The organism is Streptomyces sp. NPDC088732 (assembly GCF_044751205.1).
In the GTDB taxonomy this organism is placed as follows: Bacteria; Actinomycetota; Actinomycetes; order Streptomycetales; family Streptomycetaceae; genus Actinacidiphila.
Map to the genome: position 1 here is coordinate 17,555 of NZ_JBIVLI010000001.1, position 20,427 is coordinate 37,981.

Annotated in this window: 18 protein-coding genes; 9 read left to right on the forward strand and 9 right to left on the reverse strand. The window is 74.6% G+C overall.

What is annotated here, in order from left to right; all coding sequences use genetic code 11:
• Positions 1-147: 147 nt before the first annotated feature.
• The gene (locus tag ACIP9H_RS00040; protein ID WP_401585548.1) at positions 148-870 is read left to right on the forward strand and encodes a transporter substrate-binding domain-containing protein; all 723 of its coding nucleotides are present in this window, start codon (positions 148-150) and stop codon (positions 868-870) included.
• Between the two features lie 82 nt (positions 871-952).
• Here ACIP9H_RS00040 and ACIP9H_RS00045 read toward each other — a convergent pair whose 3' ends face one another.
• A complete protein-coding gene (locus ACIP9H_RS00045; RefSeq protein ID WP_401956415.1) occupies positions 953-2,050 on the reverse strand; it encodes a glycosyltransferase in 1,098 nt (365 codons plus the stop codon).
• A gap of 1 nt (position 2,051) precedes the next feature.
• The gene (locus ACIP9H_RS00050; protein ID WP_401956418.1) at positions 2,052-2,651 is read right to left on the reverse strand and encodes a TetR/AcrR family transcriptional regulator; all 600 of its coding nucleotides are present in this window, start codon (positions 2,649-2,651) and stop codon (positions 2,052-2,054) included.
• A gap of 137 nt (positions 2,652-2,788) precedes the next feature.
• On the opposite strand from ACIP9H_RS00050, the gene ACIP9H_RS00055 reads away from it, so the two are divergent.
• From ACIP9H_RS00055 to merB, 3 genes are all read left to right on the forward strand, one after another.
• Positions 2,789-3,328: an AAA family ATPase gene (locus ACIP9H_RS00055; RefSeq protein ID WP_401956420.1), complete on the forward strand. Its 540-nt coding sequence runs from the start codon at positions 2,789-2,791 to the stop codon at positions 3,326-3,328.
• Positions 3,329-3,758: 430 nt separating this feature from the next.
• Entirely contained in the window at positions 3,759-6,722 is a 2,964-nt protein-coding gene (locus ACIP9H_RS00060; protein ID WP_401956422.1) for a glycoside hydrolase family 2 TIM barrel-domain containing protein, read from the forward strand.
• A 97-nt stretch (positions 6,723-6,819) separates the two neighbouring features.
• Positions 6,820-7,521 (forward strand): organomercurial lyase, encoded by a 702-nt coding sequence (gene merB, locus ACIP9H_RS00065; protein WP_401956424.1) that lies wholly within the window; start codon positions 6,820-6,822, stop codon positions 7,519-7,521.
• Positions 7,522-7,596: 75 nt separating this feature from the next.
• Here merB and ACIP9H_RS00070 read toward each other — a convergent pair whose 3' ends face one another.
• From ACIP9H_RS00070 to ACIP9H_RS00085, 4 genes are all read right to left on the reverse strand, one after another.
• On the reverse strand, positions 7,597-8,763 hold the full coding sequence (locus tag ACIP9H_RS00070) for an MBL fold metallo-hydrolase (protein WP_401585532.1): 1,167 nt from the start codon (positions 8,761-8,763) through the stop codon (positions 7,597-7,599).
• Between the two features lie 156 nt (positions 8,764-8,919).
• Positions 8,920-9,351, reverse strand: a complete 432-nt coding sequence (locus ACIP9H_RS00075; protein ID WP_401956427.1) for a PPOX class F420-dependent oxidoreductase — start codon at positions 9,349-9,351, stop codon at positions 8,920-8,922.
• Positions 9,352-9,358: 7 nt separating this feature from the next.
• A complete protein-coding gene (locus ACIP9H_RS00080) occupies positions 9,359-11,215 on the reverse strand; it encodes a DUF2264 domain-containing protein (protein WP_401956430.1) in 1,857 nt (618 codons plus the stop codon).
• 94 nt (positions 11,216-11,309) lie between these two features.
• Positions 11,310-11,936, reverse strand: coding sequence for a GNAT family N-acetyltransferase (locus tag ACIP9H_RS00085; RefSeq protein ID WP_401956433.1), 627 nt, complete (start codon positions 11,934-11,936; stop codon positions 11,310-11,312).
• A gap of 99 nt (positions 11,937-12,035) precedes the next feature.
• Between ACIP9H_RS00085 and ACIP9H_RS00090 the strand changes: the two genes are divergently transcribed.
• Positions 12,036-12,890, forward strand: coding sequence for an alpha/beta fold hydrolase (locus ACIP9H_RS00090; RefSeq protein ID WP_401585520.1), 855 nt, complete (start codon positions 12,036-12,038; stop codon positions 12,888-12,890).
• A gap of 10 nt (positions 12,891-12,900) precedes the next feature.
• Here the strand turns inward: ACIP9H_RS00090 and ACIP9H_RS00095 are convergent, their stop codons facing one another.
• The gene (locus ACIP9H_RS00095) at positions 12,901-13,302 is read right to left on the reverse strand and encodes a hypothetical protein (protein WP_401585517.1); all 402 of its coding nucleotides are present in this window, start codon (positions 13,300-13,302) and stop codon (positions 12,901-12,903) included.
• A gap of 99 nt (positions 13,303-13,401) precedes the next feature.
• Here ACIP9H_RS00095 and ACIP9H_RS00100 point away from each other — a divergent pair, with 99 nt between their 5' ends.
• Positions 13,402-14,385, forward strand: coding sequence for a tetratricopeptide repeat protein (locus tag ACIP9H_RS00100; RefSeq protein WP_401585514.1), 984 nt, complete (start codon positions 13,402-13,404; stop codon positions 14,383-14,385).
• Between the two features lie 58 nt (positions 14,386-14,443).
• On the opposite strand, the gene ACIP9H_RS00105 is transcribed toward ACIP9H_RS00100, so the two are convergent.
• Together ACIP9H_RS00105 and ACIP9H_RS00110 are read right to left on the reverse strand one after the other, a co-directional pair.
• Positions 14,444-15,094 (reverse strand): DUF4360 domain-containing protein, encoded by a 651-nt coding sequence (locus ACIP9H_RS00105; RefSeq protein WP_401585512.1) that lies wholly within the window; start codon positions 15,092-15,094, stop codon positions 14,444-14,446.
• Positions 15,095-15,483: 389 nt separating this feature from the next.
• Positions 15,484-16,329 carry an NmrA family transcriptional regulator gene (locus ACIP9H_RS00110; protein ID WP_401585510.1) on the reverse strand — a complete coding sequence of 282 codons (846 nt, stop codon included), beginning with the start codon at positions 16,327-16,329 and terminating at the stop codon, positions 15,484-15,486.
• An 82-nt stretch (positions 16,330-16,411) separates the two neighbouring features.
• On the opposite strand from ACIP9H_RS00110, the gene ACIP9H_RS00115 reads away from it, so the two are divergent.
• From ACIP9H_RS00115 to ACIP9H_RS00125, 3 genes are read left to right on the forward strand one after another with little or no spacing between them, the layout of a single operon-like run.
• A complete protein-coding gene (locus tag ACIP9H_RS00115; RefSeq protein ID WP_401585508.1) occupies positions 16,412-17,356 on the forward strand; it encodes an AraC family transcriptional regulator in 945 nt (314 codons plus the stop codon).
• A gap of 33 nt (positions 17,357-17,389) precedes the next feature.
• Entirely contained in the window at positions 17,390-18,526 is a 1,137-nt protein-coding gene (locus ACIP9H_RS00120; RefSeq protein WP_401585506.1) for a site-2 protease family protein, read from the forward strand.
• A gap of 58 nt (positions 18,527-18,584) precedes the next feature.
• Entirely contained in the window at positions 18,585-20,117 is a 1,533-nt protein-coding gene (locus tag ACIP9H_RS00125) for an ATP-dependent DNA ligase (RefSeq protein WP_401585503.1), read from the forward strand.
• Positions 20,118-20,427: the final 310 nt, after the last annotated feature.

Below are 20,427 nucleotides of genomic sequence, written 5' to 3' on the forward strand. Positions count from 1 at the left end.
GGCGGGGCCACTGACAACGCCCTCGCAACCCTGTGGACAGCGGGAAACGGTCCCGCGCGGCCGGCTGCCGACAGGCTGGCCGAAGTACGTGCGCCACGCACCCGGTTGCCCGGCGCGCTGTCGGTGGGCGCGCCTAGACTCCGTCACATGACCATCGCGACAGCCTCCGTCATCGAGGACCTGGCCCCCGGCGGAGTCCTGCGGGCCTCGATCAACCTGGGCAACCCTGTGCTGGCGCACGGCACCGGGCGCGAGCCGGGCGGCGTGACGGTGGACATCGCGCGGGAGGTCGCGGCGCGGCTGGGCGTGCCGGTGGAGCTCCTGTGCTTCGACGCGGCGCGCAAGTCGTACGAGGCGATGGCGACCGGCCGGGCCGACCTGTGCTTCCTGGCCGTCGAGCCGGCGCGCGAGGCCGACGTGGCGTTCACCGCGCCCTACATGGTGATCGAGGGCGTCTACGCGGTCCCTCGGGACTCCGCGATCGCCGCACCCGCCGACGTGGACCGCCCGGGTGTGCGCGTCGGCGTCAAGCGCGGCTCCGCGTACGACCTCTTCCTCTCCCGCACCCTGCGCCACGCGACCGTGGTCCCCGGGGACGAGGGGGTGGAGGTGTTCGTGGCCCAGCAGTTGGAGGTCGCGGCGGGCATCCGGCAGCCGATGACCGCGTTCGTCGCGGACCGTCCCGGCATACGGCTGGTCGACGAGCGCTTCATGGAGATCCGCCAGGCGGTGGGCACGACCAGAACCCGGCGGCCGGAGACGGTCAGGTTCCTGCGCGAGGTGGTGGAGGAGCTGAAGGCCGGCGGCTTTGTCGCCGAAGCACTGCGTGCCGCAGGGCAGTCGGAGACGCTGGTGGCACCGCCGGCCTGACAACCGACTGCTGACAACCGGCCGCCGACCGACCGCCCGGCCGCCCGGCCGCCTGCGACGCGGCGGCCGGGCGGAGGGGTCGTCAGACCGGCGTCGCGGCGAGCGCCACGATCCGGTCGGCGGCGGCCTCGGCGCCGTTGCCGGACCGGATGCGGTCGCCGAGTTTCGCGGCGGCCTCCCGGTGCGACGCGGAGGTGAGCAGATCCGTGACGGCGGAGCGGATCGTCCCGGGGGAGGCGTTCGCCCGGACGACACGGGCGGCGCCGTGCTCCTCGACCACCTTCCCGATCACCGGCTGGTCGAGCATGGGGTGCATCGGCATGACCACCAGCGGCAGGTCGTGCGCGAGCGCCTGCAGGGTGGTGCCGTGCCCGCCGTGGCCGACCACGAGCGAGACCCCGGGCATCACCTCGGCGTGCGGGAGGAACCGGTGGAGTTCGGCGTTGCCCGGCGCGCGCAGCGTCGCCGGGTCGACGGCGTGACCGGTGGCCACCACGGCGTGGACGGGCAGGTCGGCGACGGCGTCCAGGATCGCCTGGAGGGCGCGGGCCTGCGGCGGGTAGTGGATGGTGCTCAGACTCACCAGGATCCGCGGCTCCTCGGTCGCGGCGGGCCGCGCCCCGGTGGGGAGGACCGGCCCGGTCCAGTGGACGTTCGGCGGCAGCGGGCGCTGCCGGGCCGGGTCGAGTTCGGGCAGGGTGGTCACGAGGACCTCCTCCGCGGACTCCCACAGGCGCACCGGGCGGTACCCCCTGAACGCGGCGGCCAGGGCGAGCGGTCCGCGACTCCAGCATCTGACCAGGTACGCGTAGAAGGTGTGCGCCAGCACCACATGGCGGAGACCGGCCTCCCGGGCGGCCCGCAACGGGGCGAGGCTCAGGCAGTCGATCACCGCCAGGTCGACCGGCTCGCGGGCCACGGACGCGGTCAGGTCCCGGCCGGGTCCGGCGTCGGTGAACATGGCCAGGTACCCCACGGGGCCGGTGCGCGCCGTGGCCGACCAGGGCCGGGCCGTGGTGAAGGCCTCGAAGCGGAACCCCGCCGCCTCGATCTGCTCCCGCTGCTGCGGGTGGCCCAGGAAGCGGACGGTGTCGCCGCGCCGGGTGAGCTCGGCGGCGATGCCGAGGGCCGGCGGGACATTGCCCCCGCCCTCCCAGGTGACGAACAGGATGCGGGCCATCTCAACGCTCCTCCCCCACGGTCCCCAGGACCGCGTCGATCATGAACCTGACCCGCTGCTGCGCCTGTTGCCGGTCCAGTCCCCGGTCGCGGCAGAGCAGCTTCCATGTGTAGACATCGGTGGCGACGGCCAGCAGGTCCGTCACCAGTTCACGGTCCGCGTCGCCGCGGCGGGCGAGCTGGGGGGCGAAGACCTGCTCCACCCAGGCCCGGTGGAGCAGGCGGCCCTGGTCGGTCACCGACCGGACCCGTGGGTCCGCCGCCTCCTCGCCGAGCAGCCGCAGCACCATCTCCCCGCGCAGCTCGTAGTGGTCGAAGAGGACCTCGACCGCGGTCGCGACGTCCCCCACGGGCGCCGCCCGCTCCTCGCGGACCTCGTCCTTGACATACGCCGTGACGGCTTCGAACAGCCCGTCCCGGCTGCCGAAGTGCCGCAGCACGGTGCGCACGCTGACGCCGGCGCGGGCCGCGACGTCGGCGACGACGATCTCGAGCGACTTGGTCTCGTTCGCCAGCTCGAAGGCCGACCGCATGATCCGGCGGCGCGTCTGCGCCGTGCTCTCGGCCCGGGCCTTCATCTCATAGGTCCGTTTGTTGTCCATCCGGCTTCCAGTGGACCACCGGAGCAATTTCATGTCAATCGACGTGACACCAAATTGCGGGCGGCTTCCGGCCGAAGTCCGGGGGGCGCACCGCCTGTCGCACGGCCCCGGCCGCGGCACACGGCTAAGGTCGCGGCATGCCAGCCGTGTTGGTCAACGGTCTGCCCGGCGCCGGGAAGACGACACTCGCGCGAGCACTCGCCCGCGAACTGCACCTCCCCCTGCTGAGCAAGGACTCCGTCAAGGAGACCCTGGCCGACCACCTCGGGGCCCTGCGCCCGGCGGACTGGGCGGCACGCGAGTGGAGCCGGTCGCTCGGGGCCGCGGCGGCCGAGACGTTGTGGACGCTGCTGGCGGAATCACCGGCGGGGGCGGTCCTGGAGAGCCCGTGGCCGGCGCGCACCCGGCCGTTGGTGGCCGCGGGCCTCGCCCGTGCCGGGATCGGCGAGGTGCACGAAGTGTGGTGCGCGGTGCCCGAGGAGACCGCGCGGCGCAGGTTCCGTGAACGGGCGTCGCTGCGGCACCCGGTGCACATCGACGGGGCGGGTTTCTCCGAGGAGGACTGGCGGTCGTGGGCGGAGGACGCGCGGCCGCTGGCCCTCGGCAGGGTGCACCGGGTGGACACCACGCGCCCGGTGGACGTGCCGGCGCTGGCCCGCGCGATCACCGGCGCGTGAGGACCGCGGGCACGCGCCCGCGCGCCCCGCGCGTTCCCGCCCGGTTGACGCAAGGGGCTGCGCGAGGGCGGCGCGCCACCGTAGCCTTCCCGTGCGAAGGCCGGTCCGCGAGGGGGCTCCGGGGGCCGCGTTGAAGGGCATCTCCCGGGGCGTCCGCACGGCGGACCGCCACCGCCCGCAGTCGCACACCATCGTTTTCGGGGTCCGCCGGTGCCGTCCCGGCCGAATTCCCGACCCGCCCCGCCCGCTCCGGCCTGCCCCGGCACGCGCCGCGAGCGTACGGCGTCCGGCGTCGTCCCTCCCGGCACACCGGGGCGCCTCCTGGCGCCGCACCCCTCCCCATGATCACCTTCGTCAGCGGGTGGCCCGCACCCTCACCGTCCACGAGTCCGGTGCGCCGGCCGGCGCGCCGGGCCGACCGAGGAGCCGTATGAGCATGCCCCAGCCCCGGCAGGCGTCCGCCCGGACGTCCGGGGCGCAGGAACTCCCGTACTACGAGGACTTCTCCCCCGGCCGCGGCGCCCTGCCGCCGCGCGCCTGGACGCCCGCCTCCGACGCCGCCCGGCTGAGCCTGAACGGCAGATGGCGCTTCCGGCTCTCCCCCGCCGCGGAGGCGGAGGACACCGCCTTCACCCGCCAGGACTTCGACGCCTCGCGCTGGGACGCGCTGCCGGTGCCCTCGCACTGGCCGCTGCACGGCCACGGCGCGCCCTGGTACACCAACGCGCGCTACCCCTTCCCCGTCGACCCGCCGCGCGTCCCCACCGAGAACCCGACCGGCGACCACCGCCTCGCCTTCGCGCTGCCGGACACCTGGCCCGCGGACGGCGCGTGCGTGCTGCGCTTCGAGGGCATCGAGTCCTGCGCGCGGATCTGGCTCAACGGCGAGGAACTGGGCGTCTTCAAGGGCAGCCGGCTGCCCGCCGAGTACGCGGTGGGGCATCTGCTGCGCCCGGTCGGCAATGTGCTGGCCGTCCGCGTCCACCAGTGGTCCTCCGGCAGTTACCTGGAGGACCAGGACATGTGGTGGCTGCCGGGCGTGTTCCGTGATGTCACGCTGCTGCACCGGCCGGAGGGCTGCGTGCCCGACTTCTTCGCGCACGCCGCGTACGACCACACCCGCGGTGCGGGGACGCTGCGGGTCGACGCCCCGTCCGCGTGCCGGGTCACCGTGCCCGAACTCGGCGTCGACATCGCCGCCGGCGAGTCCGTCACGCTGCCCGTGGAGCCGTGGAGCGCGGAGGTCCCGCGCCTGTACGCGGCCGAACTGGCCGGCGAGGGCGAACGCGTGCCGTTCCGGATCGGCTTCCGCACCGTCGCCGTCGAGGACGGCGTGCTCACGGTCAACGGCAGGCGCGTCCTCTTCCGGGGCGTCAACCGGCACGAGTTCCATCCCTCGCAGGGGCGGGCCCTGGACCTCGCGACCATGCGCGAGGACGTGCTCCTGATGAAGCGTCACAACATCAACGCCGTCCGCACCAGCCACTATCCGCCGCACCCCGCCTTCCTGGAGATGTGCGACGAGCTGGGCCTGTGGGTCGTCGACGAGTGCGACCTGGAGACCCACGGATTCGGCGAGGTCGGCTGGGCCGGCAACCCCGTGGACGACGAACGCTGGACGCCGGCGCTGCTGGACCGCGCCGACCGCATGGTCGAGCGCGACAAGAACCACCCCTCCGTGGTGATCTGGTCGCTCGGCAACGAGTGCGGCACCGGCCGGGGCCTGTCCGCCATGGCCCGCCGGATCCGCGAGCGCGACCCGGACCGGCCGATCCACTACGAGGGCGACCTGTCCTGCGCCGACACCGACCTGTACTCGCGGATGTACGCCGACCACGCCGAGGTCGAGTTGATCGGCCGGCGCGAGGAACTCCCGTGGGGCGACACGGACCTGGACGCCAGGCGCCGCGCGATGCCCTTCGTCCTGTGCGAGTACGCGCACGCGATGGGCAACGGGCCGGGCGGACTCGCCGAGTACCAGCGGCTGTTCGAGAGCCATGAGCGCCTCCAGGGCGGCTTCGTGTGGGAGTGGATCGACCACGGCATCGCCCGCCGCACCGCCGACGGCCGCCGGTGGTACGCGTACGGGGGCGACTTCGGCGAGGAGCTGCACGACGGCAACTTCGTGTGCGACGGGCTGCTCTTCCCCGACCGCACGCCCTCCCCCGGCCTCGTCGAGTACAAGAAGGTGATCGAACCGGTCCGCATCGAGGGCGACGCCGCCGCGGGCACCGTGCGCGTCACCAACACCCATGACGTCGCGGACCTTTCGCATCTCCGCTTCACCTGGACGTACGAGGTCGACGGGGTCACCGCCGCGCAGGACTGCCTGACCGTGCCGCCCCTGGCGCCCGGCGAGTCGACCGAGCTGAAGCTGCCCGAGCCGGCCGCGTCCGATCTGGCCGGGGAGGCGTTCTGGCAGGTGCGGGCGGTCCTGGACCGGGACACGCCGTGGGCGCCGGCCGGGCACGAGGTGGCCTGGGGGCAGTGGCCCGCGCTCGTCCCGTCCACCGCGCCCGCCGCCGCGCGGCCCTCCGCGCGGCACACACCGCGGGCCGCGGAGGGAGGCGTCGTACTGCTCGGTCCCGGCACCTTCGACGCGGCGGGCGGGGAGCTGCGGCTGATCGACGGCTACGCGGTCTCCGGTCCCCGGCTCGACGTGTGGCGGGCCCCGACCGACAACGACGAGGGCGCCCCCTGGCAGCCCGACGAGCGCTACGGGCAGTTGTGGCGCGAGGCCGGACTGCACCGCATGCGGCACCGCGTCGACGAGGTCGCCGTGGAGGACGGCGGACTGACCGTGCGGACCCGGGTCGCCCCGGCCGCCAAGGCGTTCGGGCTGCGCACCGTCTACCGCTGGACCGCCGACGGCGACCGGCTGCGCCTGGAGGTCGACGTCACCCCCGAGGGCGTGTGGCCGCTGCCGCTGCCCCGGCTCGGCGTGCGCCTCGGCCTCTGCTCCACGCTGACGTCGGCCGAGTGGTACGGCGGCGGCCCCGGCGAGGCCTACCCCGACACGCGCGCCGCGTCCCGCATCGGCCGCCACACCGCGTCGGTCGACGCACTGCAGACGCCCTACGTCCGCCCGCAGGAGAACGGCGCCCGCGCCGACGTGCGGTGGCTGCGGCTGCGCCGCGAGGACGGCACGGGGCTGGCCGTCGAGGGCGCGCCGCCCTTCTGGTTCACGGCCCGGCACTGGACGACCGAGCAGCTGGACGCCGCCGCGCACACGACCGCACTCGTGCCGGGCGACACCTTGTGGGTCAACCTCGACCACGGCCAGCAGGGCATCGGCAGCCAGTCCTGCGGTCCCGGCGTGCTCCCGCAGTACCGCCTGGACGCCGCCCCCGCGTCGTTCTCGTTCACCTTCTCCTCTCTCACCGGCGGCCACTGACGGCTGCGGGGCGCCGCCGGACAACCGAACGGCCGTCCGGCGGCGTCCCCGCGGGTGCAGGCTGGACGGGCCGGCCCCGTCGACGTCAGGAGCAGCGATGAACGCACCCGCCACCGCATCACAAGTGGCGCGGACCGAGAGCGTCCGCACGGCGGTCTACGCCCATTTCGCCGCCACGGGCGGCGCCCCCACCGTCGCGGACCTCGCGGCCCGGACCGGCCTGCCCTCCTCCGGCGTACGAAGCGCGCTGGACGCCCTGCACGACCACCGCGACCTGGTCCTCGACCCGCGGGAGCCCGAACGCATCGTCATGGCACACCCCTTCGCGTCCGTACCGCTCGGCTTCTCGGTCATGGGCCGCGGCACGCTGTGGTGGGGCGGCTGCGCCTGGGACTCCTTCGCCGTCCCGCACCTGCTCACCGACGAGCCGGACGTCCTGGTCGCCACCCGCTGCCCGGCGTGCGGCACTCCGCACGCCTGGGTGGTCGGGCGGCAGGCCCCGCCCCCGGGCGACCAGGTGGCCCACTTCCTCACGCCGGTGCGGCACATCTGGGACGACGTGGTGCACGCCTGCGCCCACCAGCGCCTCTTCTGCTCCGCCGCATGTGTCCACGACTGGCTGGAGGACACCGGGCTGACACCCGGTTACCTCATGGACCTGCCCACCCTGTGGCGGCTCGCCCGCGGCTGGTACGCGGGCCGCATGGAGCCGGGGTACGTCCGGCGCGACCCCGCCTCGGCCGCTTCCTACTTCGCGGACGTGGGTATGCGCGGGCCGTTCTGGGGCCTCGACGACTGACCCGCCCCGGCCCCGGGACCGCCGCGGCCGGGGCGGTCACCACGGCCCCGGCCGGCGGTCGGGGCGCCGGGCCGGCTACGCCGTGGCGGTGTCCGCGTGCGGGGCCGCCGTACCGGGCCCCTCGGCGAGCGCGGGCCAGGCGCGGCCCGCGCCGCCCGTGGCGACCGCCCGCCACCAGGGGTCGAGGGGCAGTCCGGCGGCGGGCTCGAAGGGCTCGCCGGGGCGGGGCACCGCGACGCGCGCGCCGGCGGCGCGAGCGGCGGCGACCGTGCCCTCCGCGGGTGCCTCCCACGGGTGCGGCGCCAGGTTGAAGGTGCCCCAGTGGATCGGCAGCATGAGCTCGCCGCGCAGGTCGCCGTGGGCGCGGATCCCCTCCTCCGGCGTCATGTGGATGTCGGGCCAGAACTCGCTGTACGCGCCGATCTGGACCATCGTGGCGTCGAAGGGGCCGTAGGAGGCGCCGATCTCGGCGAATCCGGGGAAGTAGCCGGTGTCGCCGCTGTGGTAGACCCGGTGCTCGGGTCCGGCCACGACCCAGGAGGCCCACAGGGTGTGCTGGGTGTTGCGGATGGCCCGGCCGCAGAAGTGCCGGGCGGGCGTCGCGGTCAGGGTGAGGCCGCCGACCTGCGTGGACTCGTGCCAGTCCAGCTCCGTCATCCGGTCCGCGGGGACGCCCCAGCGCTCCAGGTGCGCCCCGACGCCGAGCGGGACCACGAAGCGCGTGCCCGTACCGGCCAGTGCTTTGATCGTGGGCATGTCGAGGTGGTCGTAGTGGTCGTGCGAGATCACGATGGCGTCGGCCTCGCCCAGTTCCCGCAGCGCGACCGGGGGCCGGTGCAGCCGCTTCGGCCCGATGAAGGAGAAGGGGGAGCAGCGCTCACCCCAGACAGGGTCGAAAAGGACGCGGTGCCCGTCGATCTCGGTCCAGACCGTGGAGTGGCCCATCCAGGTGAGCCGCAGGCCGGACGCGGGCGGTGCCGCCAGGTCCGCCAGGGTGGACCCGTACAGCGGGATGTCGCCGGCCGGGGCGCGGCGCACCCGGTCCTCCTTGCGGAAGTACGAACGGGCGAAACGCAGCATGGAACCCGAGGGCGCCGTCCTGGCGCTCACCGGGTTCGTGAAGACGCCGTCGGCGAAGTGGGGCGACCGCTGGATGCGCTCCATCCTTTCCCCGTAGGGATTGTCTCCGAAAGCGGGGATGAGACGGGCGAGCGGAGAACGCTTCGGACTGGAGCCGGTCACGGCACCTCCCTGTAGTCGGCGGTCACGGTCGCGCCGTGACCGTGGGTCCCGGCAGCACCAGTATGTACAGCGACAACTCCTACATCGGTCATTCCAGTTCCGCGCCCCGTTCTCCGTTGCGTACACGTCCTGTCACGGGGCGCGGACCCGGTGTGGCTATCCCGCGGCGCGGGGCTGGCCGTAGGCGCGCTCCACATGCAGCTTCAGGACCAGGCGTTTGTCCTCGACCATGGCGCGGCGGTAGTCGTCCCAGTCGGGGTGCTCGCCCTGCACGGCCCGGAAGAGGTCGATGAGTTCCTCGACGGTCGCGTCATTCCGGTCCGCGGCGACGGGGGTGAGTTCGGCCGTGCCCTCGGCGACGGTCCACGCCCAGCGGTCGGGGGTGGTCACGTGGTAGCTCGCCCGGGCGTCGCGCCGCAGGTTGCGGGTCTTGGCGCGGTCGTCGGTGAGGGAGACCCGCAGCACGCGGGTCGCCGGGTCGTAGTGGTGGTTGACGTTGGACAGCTGGGGACGGCCGTCCCGCTTGATCGTCACCAGGACGCCCCCGTTGGTCTCGGCGAGCAGTCGCAGCAGTTCCGTATCGCTCATGCCCGCCTCAACGACCGTCCGGGAGCGAGGATTCCACGATCGCGCCGTCCGGGGTGAGGCGCGCGCGGTGCGTCGCCCCGTCCGCCCAGACGACGGCCACCTCGTGCCCCGCGGAGCCGGCGCGCACCTCGGTCCGGACCAGCGCGGAGAGCGGTTCCGGCTCCGGCGCGCCGGTCAGCCGCGCGGCGCACACGAAGAGGTCGCCGCGCGACCGTCCGTCCCCGGTGGTGACCCCGGCGGCGGCCGGGACGACGGCGTGCGGGGTGCACGCGGTGGCGGCGGGCGGCAGCGCGGGGGCGTCGGCGAGCCCGTGCAGCGGCAGCAGCTCCGAGCGCAGCCCCTCTCCCGCCGCCCAGCCGGTCTGCCGTACGGCCGTGCCCGGACCGGCACCGGTGACCAGGTGGACGCGGACCTCGGCGGCGCCGCGCGCCAGGACGACGGCGACGACACGCCCGTGCACGTCGCCCTCCTCACCGGCGACGGAGCGCGAGGCGGCCCAGCCCCGGCCCGCGCCGAGCGGGACGATCCCGGTCCGCGCGGTGACCGACCCGTCGGGGCGGACGAGGCCGAAGTGGTTGTCGGGCGGGTCCGCGGCGGACACCGGGGCCGTCGCGCTGGAGTACGCGAGGCGGGTGTAGTGCGGGTCCCAGCGGACGTCCTCGCTGCCGTGGTTGTGCAGGCGCACGACACCGTCCGCGACGGTGGACTGCAGCAGCCAGTTGGGCGCGGGCAGCGCGGTCAGGGCGTCGGAGCGCTCGGCGGGCGCGGGCTCCTCGCCGGCCGTCCACACCTCGTGGTCCGCGGGGAGCAGCAGCCCGAGGAAGCCCTTGCTCGCCCAGTACGGGGACGCCGGGCCGGAGTAGCCCTGGAGCACGGGCGCGTACGGTCCGTGCCAGCCCAGCGACAGCAGCCCGCCGGGTCCCGCCGCGCCGCGGTCGAGGAAGTGGCGCAGGGCGCCGGACGCCAGCCGCCGCGTGGTCCCCGGGGCGAGCGGGGTGTGGCCGGTGAGGGCGCCGAGCCACAGGGGGCAGGCGGTGGCCATGCGGTAGGTGAGGGAGCGGCCCTGGTGCACGGGCGAGCCGTCGGCGCCGAAGAGCCGGGCGTAGTCGGCGAGGTGGACGCGCAGCCGCTCGCCGTAGCGGTCGAGGCGGTCGGCGTCGCCGGAGAGCCAGGCCTCCAGCACGGGGTACAGGTGCAGGGCCCAGCCGTTGTAGTAGTCAAAAGCGCGGCGGTCGCCGTCGGTGTACCAGCCGTCGCCGACGTACCAGCGCTCGATGCCGTCCAGGCCCCGGGTGACGGCGTCCTTGTCGCCGAGGAATCCGGCGACGGTGACGGGGAACAGCTCCCAGTTGCAGGCCCAGGGTTCGGCGGTGACCGCGCGGGACAGCCACGCGGTGGCGCGCTCGCGCACCGCGTCGTCGAGGCGGTCCCACAGTTGGGCGCGGGTCAGGCGCAGGGCGAGGGCGATCGACGCGGCCTCGACCAGGGGCTGGCTGCGGTCGGTGACGACCGGCCAGTCCTCGGGTCCGTCGCCGCCGGGGCGGGCGGTGCCCGCGGCCAGGCCGTCGGCGTAGCGGTCCAGGAGCCCGTCGGGGTCGGCGCCGCCGGCTCCCGCGACGCGGATCGCGGCGAGCAGGAAGGTCCGGGCGTAGCCCTCCAGTCCGTCCGAGCGCACGCCGGAGCTGCTGGGGCGGCCGCCGGGCAGGTGGTACAGCGCGCGGCCCGGGGTGGCGTGCGGGGCGACGGCCACGAGCAGCCCGTCGGCGACGGCCTCCCAGTGGGCCCGGGTCCATCCGGTGTGCGGGCTCAGGTCCCGGTCCTCGGGCGGCAGGGCGAAGGGGTGCGGGGGCGCGGAACGCGTCACGGGGGTGGCTCCTCTCCGGCCGCTGGTGGGCCGTCGTGGACCCTACCCGCAGGTGCAAGCGCTTTCTAGACCGCGTGCGGAACGCCCCCTCACCTCAGCGCACCGGGTCGTCCGTCCTCCGCCCCAGGTAGGTCAGCGGACCGGGGTCGACGACGGGGATCTCGTGGAATCCGAGGCGGTCGTAGAAGGCGCGCGCCGGGGTGTTCGCCGTGACCATGCCCAGGTGCACGGCATCCGCGCCACGCGCCGCGAGCGCGGCGAGCAGACGCGCCATCAGCTTCCTGCCGAAGCCCGCCCGCTGGTACTCCGGCAGCAGGTCGATGTGCAGATGCGCCGGGTACTCGGAGAGTTCGGGCACGACCATCCGCTCGGGCCAGTGCAGCAGCCGGGCCATCTCCTCGTCCGCGGTCACCGGCACGCCCTTCGGCCGCGGGTGGCGGTCGGAGACGACCGGCAGCCAGGCGTCGCGGAAGCGCCGTACGAAGGCCACGGTGTCGGCGGCGCCGACGATGTAGCCGACCACGCGCGTCCCGTCGTCCACGACGAAGGCGAGGTCCGGCTCCAGGTGCGCGTACGGGCCGGCGAAGATGTCGGGCAGCAGGTCCTGGTCCGCGTACAGGGCGCGGGCGTCGCCGCCCTCATGGCCGGTGCGCACGCAGATGTCGTAGAGGTCGTCCCGGTCCTCCGGGCGGTAGGGGCGAATGGCCACCGGTGAGGTCATGCGGGCATCATGGCCCTTTGGGAGCGCTCCCACAACCCCCTGGGCGCGGAGCGCTAAGCTGAACAAAGGGCCCACCGACGCGGCCGAGGGGAGATCGCCATGGCCCCTGGCACCGAGACACCCGCCGTCTCCCGCGGCCCCCACCTGCTCTACGCCGAGGTCTCCCGCGGCACGGGCACTCCCGTCGTCCTGATGCACGGCTTCCCCGACAGCTGCCGTCTCTACGACCGTCTCATGCCGCACCTCAGGGACCACGCGCCCGTCGTCCGCTTCGACTTCCTCGGCTGGGGACGCTCCGACAAGCCGCCCGGCCACCCCTACTGCGTCGCCGAGCAGGAGGCCGACCTCGCCGCCGTCGCGGACTCCCCGGCCACCGGGCTCCGCGACCGCCGGCTGATCCTCGTGGCGCACGACGCCTCGGGCCCGCCCGCGATCGACTGGGCACTCGCCCACCCCGGCCGCGTCGCCCGGCTCGTCCTGCTCAACACCTACTACCACTGGACGCCCTCCCTACGGCGGCCGCCGGCGATCGCGCTCTACTCGACGCCGCTGCTGCGCGCCGGGGCCCGCGCCGTCGCCCGGCGCCGCCCCGACCTGGACCGGCGCCTGTTCGCCTGGCAGGTCGGCTCGTTCATCCGCGACCCCGTGGTGCGCGAGGCCAGCGTGGCGCTCCTGTACGAGGAGTTCCCGGCCGCCCGACCGGCCTTCTGGCGCCTGAACGCCGAACTGCCGCGGGCGATGCTGAGCCGCCGCCGGCGCATCCCGGAACTCCAGGACTTCCAGCCGCGCGTCCGCGTCGTCTTCGGCGCCCGGGACCGCTGGCTGAACGCCCGCGTGGCCCGCCAGTTCGCCGTCCTCTTCCCGCACAGCGAACTGCGGCTCCTCCTGCGGGCCGGCCACTACGTCCAGATCGACGAACCGGCCCTGGTGGCGGGCGCGATCACGGCCGCCTGAAAGGAACTCCTCACAGCTCGCACCACTCGCCCGGATCCCCCACCGCCCCGGTCCGCACGAAGTCACGCACGACGGCCCACGCGCGATCGACGGCGAGGACGAAGTCGCCGCCGAAGGCGGCCAGGTCGTCCATGACGGGGACCTCCACCACGGCATCGCCCCCCACCGTGCCGTCCCCGGCGAGCAGGAACGTCTCCTCGGCGTCACGGAACAGATGGACGACCGCGTGCTCACCCCGAAAGCCCAGGGCCAGCAAGGGAAATCCGCTGCCCGGACGACGGACTTCGAGGTACCCCTCGCCTCGGGAACGCAGCGCGTCGAACCGGTCCTCCAGCTCGGTCGCATGCGAGTTCCTCTCCGCCGCGTCGAACCGCCGTGATTCCCACGCCGTTGCCGCCCACACCACGTTCATTCCTGCGCCTCCGGATTGTGGCAGCCCGCACCCGCGCGAGTGCGCCGGGAAGGAACCCACCCGGGTCGCGGAGCCTTTGGCCATGGATATTCTCGGGCGATGTCGAATCGGTCAGTGGCGGCGGGAGTCGGTCTCGCCGGAGTGATGGCGCACTGCGGCGGAGACCCGGTCGCCGCCGTGGCGCTACTGGTGGGGGCCATGGCCTCCGCACCGGCGGCGCCGGAGCCCTATGCGGCCCTCGCGGAGTTGTGGCGGGACCGGCGCCCGGAGCTGAAGGAGCGCCTCGAAGGGGACGGTTCCCTGCGCTCCGTGCCGGCGCGGGCGTACTTCTTCTTCCTCGACGGGGAGATGGACGACGCCGCGATGGCCCTCGGCTCGGTCACAGGTGTGCGGCCCGACGTGGCGTGGGGTGCCGCGCCCTGGTTCGGCGACGCGCGTTTCCTCGGCGCGGTGAGCGCCGAGGCGCTGGCCGAGGCGTGCCTGCGAAGCCTGGACCACGGCCCCGACCTGGACACCGACGCGATGCGGGAACGGTTCGCGCCCTGGTTCCACGCCCTCGACGTGGTGTCCGAACGGCATCCCGTCCCGGAGTCGCTGGCGGCCATGGCCCGGCTGCCCCGGGCCTGCGGCCGCCACGACCTGGCCTTCGCCCTGTGCGACCGCGCCGATGCCGTCGAGCGGGTCATGTGGACCGAGGTCGCCCGGGCGGCCACCTGGCGCGCGATGGGCGACCTGGACCGGGCCGCGGCCGCCTTCGAGAGCGCCTTGGCCCTGGAGCCCGCCAACTGGTCGCTCCACCTCGACCTGGCGGACGTACGCGCCGAGCAGGGCGACTTCGCCGCGGCCGCGGCCCTCGTCGAACGGGGCCTGGAACACGAGCCCCACGAAATCTCCCTGCGTGCGGCCGGCGCCGCCTACCGCACGCGTCTGTCCGGCTCGTCCGACGACCTGAGGGCCCTGATCGCCCTGGCGCCGGAGCTCGTGAACACCGCCTACCGGAACCTGCTGATCGACTACGCGTGCGCGGGGCCGGAGTTGCCCCCGCCGCTCGTGGCCGAGGCCCGCCGCGTCCGCGGGAGCTGACCCGGCTGCCGGGCAGCCGGGTCGGGCCCCGGCCGGGAGTGCGCCGGGGCCCGGTCCGTCAGCTTGCGGGGCACACCTTCCACGCGAGGTGGTAGGTGGTCCTGATGCTGCCGTCCGTCGAGTCCATCGTCATGAAGCTCGTGGTGCGGGAGGGGTCGGACGTGCCGGCGGCGACCCGCAGTTCGGTGTTGATGTTGAAGTTGCGGAGTTCGCCGCAGGGCGCCCAGACCAGGGCCGCGACGTCGACGCTGTCGGTGGCCTGCCAGTTGTCGTCCAGGGAGCCGCGGAAGGTGTGGCTGATGGCGCTGGTGTCGGGCGAGCCCTGGAAGTAGTAACTGGCCTTCTCCACGCCGGAGGCGCCCCGTTCCAGGTGTGCGAAGCCCCGGTAGTCGGCCGCGGCGATCGCGTAGGTGAAGCCCTGCGGCACGTGCACGTTCAGGTTGAGCTGGCAGTTCTTGCGGAAGTCGGTCGGCTTGGAGCCGACGCCCACCTGGGCCACGTACTGGCTGTACGTGACGGTGAACGCCTCGTTGTCCGGCGAGACGGCCACGGCGGCCGTGCCCGCGGGGCATCCCGAGCCGTTCACGGTGGCGACGTCGATGACGATGCGGTCGGGCGGGGGCGGTGTCGCACCGTTCGGCTCCCAGGCCAGGGGGCTGAGAAGCGATGCGGCGGCGACACCGCTGAGGGTGATCGCACGTAACGTCATTGAGGGGTTTCCTTCCGGTCGTCGAAGGATGGCCGACACCGGGTCCTGCTCCCCGTCCGGTGTCGCGTACACGACACCATGCGTCACAGGACGCGTACAGAATCCCCATGGAATTCCCACAGGAATGGCCGAGCCCCCGTGCCTCTGGCCGGAAGGAACACGTCCGCATCCGGCCGGGCCCCGGCGGCCGGAACTCGCCCCGGCTCAGGGCGGGTTCACGGCCGCCCCACCGTTCCCCCGCGTCACGACCGCACCAGGTCCGCCGCACAGCAAGCGGTACCACTCGCCCGCACCGGCCGGCTCCGGGCCGCTCCCCCGCCGGCCGGCGGGCCGCGCGCTTCCCGCCAGGTACGGCGGTGCGGCCCTGACCGGCGGACGACACCGTGACGTCAGCGGTCCCACACCCCCGCGGCGGCGGCCTCGCGGGCAAAGTCCCGGAAGTCGCGCGGGGCGCGGCCGAGGACCCGCGCGACGTCGTCGGTGAGGTGGGCGTTGCGCCCGTCGAGCAGTTCGCCGAAGAGCTGGGTGAGGAAGCCGACCGTCTCGTCCGGCAGCCCGAGGGCGGCGAGTCGCGGACCGTACGCGCGGGGCGCGACGGCGGTGTAGCGGACGGCGCGGCCGGTGGCGGCAGCGATCTCCGCCGCGGCTTCGGCGAAGGTGAGCAGGCGCGGGCCGGTCACCTCGTAGGTGCGGCCGGTGTGCCCGTCGCCGGTGAGCGCGGCCACCGCGACGTCGGCGATGTCCCGTGCGTCGACGAAGGGTTCGCCGACCGCGCCGGCCGGGAAGACGATCTCGCCGTCGCGGACACCGTCGAGGAACAGGCCCTCGGTGAAGTTCTGGGAGAACCAACTGGCCCGGATCACCGTGCAGTCGACGCCGCCGCCGCGCACGGCGTCCTCGGCCGGCCGGGCGAGGTCCTCGCCGCGGGCGGACAGGAGGACGAGGCGGCGCACTCCGCTCGCGGCGGCGAGCGCGGCGAAGTCGCCGAGCGCGGCGGCGGCTCCCGGGTCGCCGATGTCGGGGTGGTAGGCGAGGTAGGCGAGGCTCGCGCCGTCGAGCACGGCCTCCCAGCCGGCGCGGTCCGCCCAGTCGAAGGGCGGTTCGCCGGAGCGGGAGGCGGTGCGCACCGCGAGGCCGCGGGCGGTCAGCGCCCGGGCGACGTGGCGGCCGGTCTTGCCAGCGCCGCCGAGGACGAGGGCGGTGGGTGCGAGGTCCGATACGGAATTCTGCGTCATGCCCTCAGTGAAGCGGCCGCCCAGTGAGACGCACCATGGCCGATCCGCTCCTCTCCATGCGCGAGCGTCTACGCTGACCCGTATGGACGCACTGACGGGTCTGCTGGACGGACCCCGCGCGCGGGGCGCGTTCCTGCTGCGCATGGTCATGGAACCGCCGTGGTCGGTACGGATCGAGGACCGCACCCCGCTGTGCGTCATGACGGTCGCACGGGGCGGGGCGTGGATCGTGCCCGAGCAGGGCGAAGCGGTACGGCTCGGCCCCGGTGACGTCGCCGTCGCGCGCGGCCCGGCCCCGTACACCGTCGCCGACCGGCCCACGACCGCACCGCTGGCGTGGATCCTGCCCGGCGAGGTGTGCCGCACCGCGGACGGGCACGACCTGGCCGACACCATGGCGCTGGGCGTACGGACCTGGGGCAACCAGGCCGACGGTGCGGACGTCATGCTTGTCGGCACGTACCAGCTGCGCGGCGAGGTCGGCCGCCGCCTGCTCGACGCCCTGCCCCCGCTGCTCGTGCTCCCCGCCGGCGACTGGGAGAGCCCGCTGCCCGCGCTGCTGTCCGAGGAGATCGTCAAGGACGAACCGGGGCAGGAGGCGGTCCTGGACCGGCTGCTGGACCTCCTGCTGATCTCGGTGCTGCGCACCTGGTTCGCCCGGCGCGGGCCGTCGGCCCCCGCCTGGTACCGGGCCTTCGCCGACCCCGTGGTGGGCCGGGCGCTGCGCCTGCTCCAGAACAACCCCGCGCACCCCTGGACGGTGGCCGGGCTGGCCGCCGAGGCCGGTGTCTCCCGGGCGGCACTCGCCCGCCGCTTCGGCGAACTCGTCGGCGAACCCCCGATGGCCTATCTGACCGGCTGGCGTCTCACGCTCGCCGCGGACCTGCTGCGCGAACCGGACGCCACCCTCGGCGCGGTCGCCCGCCGGGTCGGCTACGGCAGCCCCTTCGCGCTGAGCGCCGCCTTCAAGCGGGTGCGCGGGATCAGCCCCCAGGAACACCGCGCCACCGCGGCCCGTACGGAGTGACACTGGAAGGGGCTCCCGAAGGGGTCATGTGTCATGAACGGCTCGATCCGGATGGGACAGGTCTACGGGGTACCGCTGCGGATGCACTGGAGCGTCCCCGTACTCGTCGTGCTGCTCGCGTACGGGCTCGGCCGTGACACCCTGCCCGCGTGGATCCCCGGGCTGTCCGCCGGCGTCTACACCCTGGCGGCCGCCGTGGGCGCGGTCCTGCTGATGGCGAGCCTGCTCGTGCACGAGATCGCGCACGCGAGGACGGCCCTGCGCAAGCACATCTCCGTGCAGGACGTCACCTTGTGGGCGATGGGCGGCATGACGCGCATGGACCGGCCCACCTCGGCGGGCACGGCCTTCCTGGTCGCGGTCAGCGGGCCGCTGGCCAGTCTCGTCATCGGAGGCGTCGCGCTCGGCGCGGGCATCGGCGTGGCGGAGGCGACCCACCGCTCCGTCCCCGGGGCGCTGCTGGTCTGGCTGGGCTGGGCCAACCTGCTCCTCGGCGTCTTCAACCTGCTGCCCGCGGCGCCGCTGGACGGCGGACGGGTGTTCCAGGCACTGCTGTGGTGGCGGACCGGGGACCGCGACCGCGCCGACCGCGCCGCGGGCCGCGGCGGGCAGGTCGTCGGGGTGCTGCTGGTCCTCGGCGGCTGGCTGGCGTTCGCCCGCGGCGTCCCCGGCGGCCTGTGGCTGGCGCTCGTCGGGCTGTTCATGGCCCTCACCGCGGGCGCCGAACGGCAGCGCGCCGTCATCGGCTCCGCCCTGCGCGGCGTACGCCTCGGGGACGCGATGTCCTCCCCGGTGGCCACCGGCTCCGACTGGCTGGCCGTGGACCGCTTCATCGACGAGGTCGCCCTGCGCTCCCGGCACTCGGTGCTGCCGCTGCTCGACTTCGACGGCCGGCTGTCCGGGCTGGTCTCGGTGCGGCGCCTGACCTCCGTGCCGGCCGAGCGCCGCGCCGAGGTGCGGGTCCGCGACGTCGCCGTCCCGCTGTCCCAGGTCACCACCGGCTCCCCGGACGAGCTCGTCAGCGACGCCCTGGAGCACCTGCGGTCCGGCGCCGCGGGCGTGCGCGTGGTGGTCGTGGACGGCGGCCGCCCGGTCGGCATCGTCACCGGCGGCGACATCTCACGGCTGGTGCAGCGCCGGCAGATGGCGGACGGCAGCCGGGCCGCGTGACCGCGCGGGAACCGCGGGGACCGCTGCGCCGGGGCCGCCTCTGGGCGACCATGGAGCCATGCTGCTCGCGGAGATCGCGCGTACGTCCCAGGAGATCGCGGCCACGTCCGCCCGGTCGGAGAAGGTCGCGGCGCTCGCCCGCCTGCTGACGGCCGCCGACCCCGACGAGGCGCCCGTGGTCATCACGTACATCGCGGGGCGGCTTCCGCAGCGCCGCACGGGCGTCGGCTGGAGCACCCTGCGCGAACGCCACGAGCCGGCCGCCGAGCCCCGTCTGACCGTCGCCGAGGTGCACGGCACCCTGGACCGGATCGCCGCGGTGACCGGCAAGGGCGCCACCGCGGAGCGCAAACGCCTCGTGGCGGAGCTGATGGGCGCGGCCACGCGCGAGGAGCAGGCGTTCCTGCTCGGGCTGATCGGCGGGGAACTGCGGCAGGGGGCACTCGACGCCCTGGCCGTCGAAGGGCTCGCGGCCGCCGCCGGAGCACCCGCGGAGGACGTACGGCGGGCGGTCATGCTCGGCGGCTCGCTGGGCGCGGTCGCGCGCTCGGTCCTGGCGGACGGGCCGGACGCCCTGGCCGCGTTCCGTCTGGAGGTCGGGCGCCCGGTGCAGCCGATGCTCGCCCAGACCGCCAAGGACGTGGACGAGGCCCTGGACCGCCTCGGCCCCTGCGCGCTGGAGGAGAAACTCGACGGGATCCGCGTCCAGGTGCACCGCACCGGCCCCGGCGTCCGCGTCTACACCCGCACCCTGGACGAGATCACCGACCGGCTGCCCGAAGTCGTCACCGCCGCCCTGGAATTGGCGGTGGACGAGGCCGTCCTCGACGGCGAGGTCATCTCCTTCGGCGACGACGGCCGCCCGCGCCCCTTCCAGGAGACCTCCTCCCGCGTCGGCTCACGCCTCGACGTCGCCACCGCCCGGGCCGCCCTGCCGGTGGCACCCGTCTTCTTCGACCTCCTGTCCGTCGACGGCCGCGACCTGCTGGACCTGACCACCGCGGAACGCCACGCCGAACTGGCCCGCATCGCCCCCGGCCCCCGCCGCGTCCGGCGCCTGGTCGCGGCCGACCCGGCCGACCCCGCCACCCGCGAGGCGGCACGGGAGTTCGCCACGCAGGTCCTGGAACGCGGCCACGAAGGCGTCGTCGTCAAAGCCCTCGACGCCCCCTACAGCGCGGGGCGGCGCGGCGCCGCGTGGCTCAAGGTGAAACCTGTGCACACCCTGGACCTGGTGGTCCTCGCCGCCGAATGGGGCCACGGCCGCCGCACCGGCAAGCTCTCCAACCTCCACCTCGGCGCCCGGCGCCCCAACGGCACGTTCGCGATGCTCGGCAAGACCTTCAAGGGCCTCACGGACGCGATGCTCGCGTGGCAGACCGAACGCCTGCAGGAGCTCGCCGTCAGCGACGACGGCTGGATCGTCCGCGTCCGCCCCGAGCTCGTCGTCGAGATCGCCTTCGACGGGCTGCAGCGGTCCTCCCGCTATCCCGCGGGGGTCACGCTCCGGTTCGCCCGTGTGCTGCGGTATCGCGAGGACAAGTCCGCCGCGGAGGCGGACACGGTGGACTCCGTCCTGGCCCTCCGGTAACGCCGCGCTGCGCTGGCTGCCTGGGTTTTTCCCCGCCCTCCCGCCCGTGTGCCCGGCGCGGTAAGTGCGGGCCCTGCGCTGCGTGCGTTGTGGAGGTCGGCGCCGCTCCGGAGTCCGTCCTCGGGGCTCGCGGTCTACGCCAACGTGTTGCGCACCGCGGTCTCCGCTCGTCCCCTGCGGGCGGACCCCGGCGCACCCCCTCCCGGGGTCGTTGGGGCGACTTTCGGCCGGTGGGGGTTCAAATGAGCACTTGCAGCGACCCCGGACCGCCTCCTCGCCCACCCACCGGGGATCAGGCGCATGCAACTAC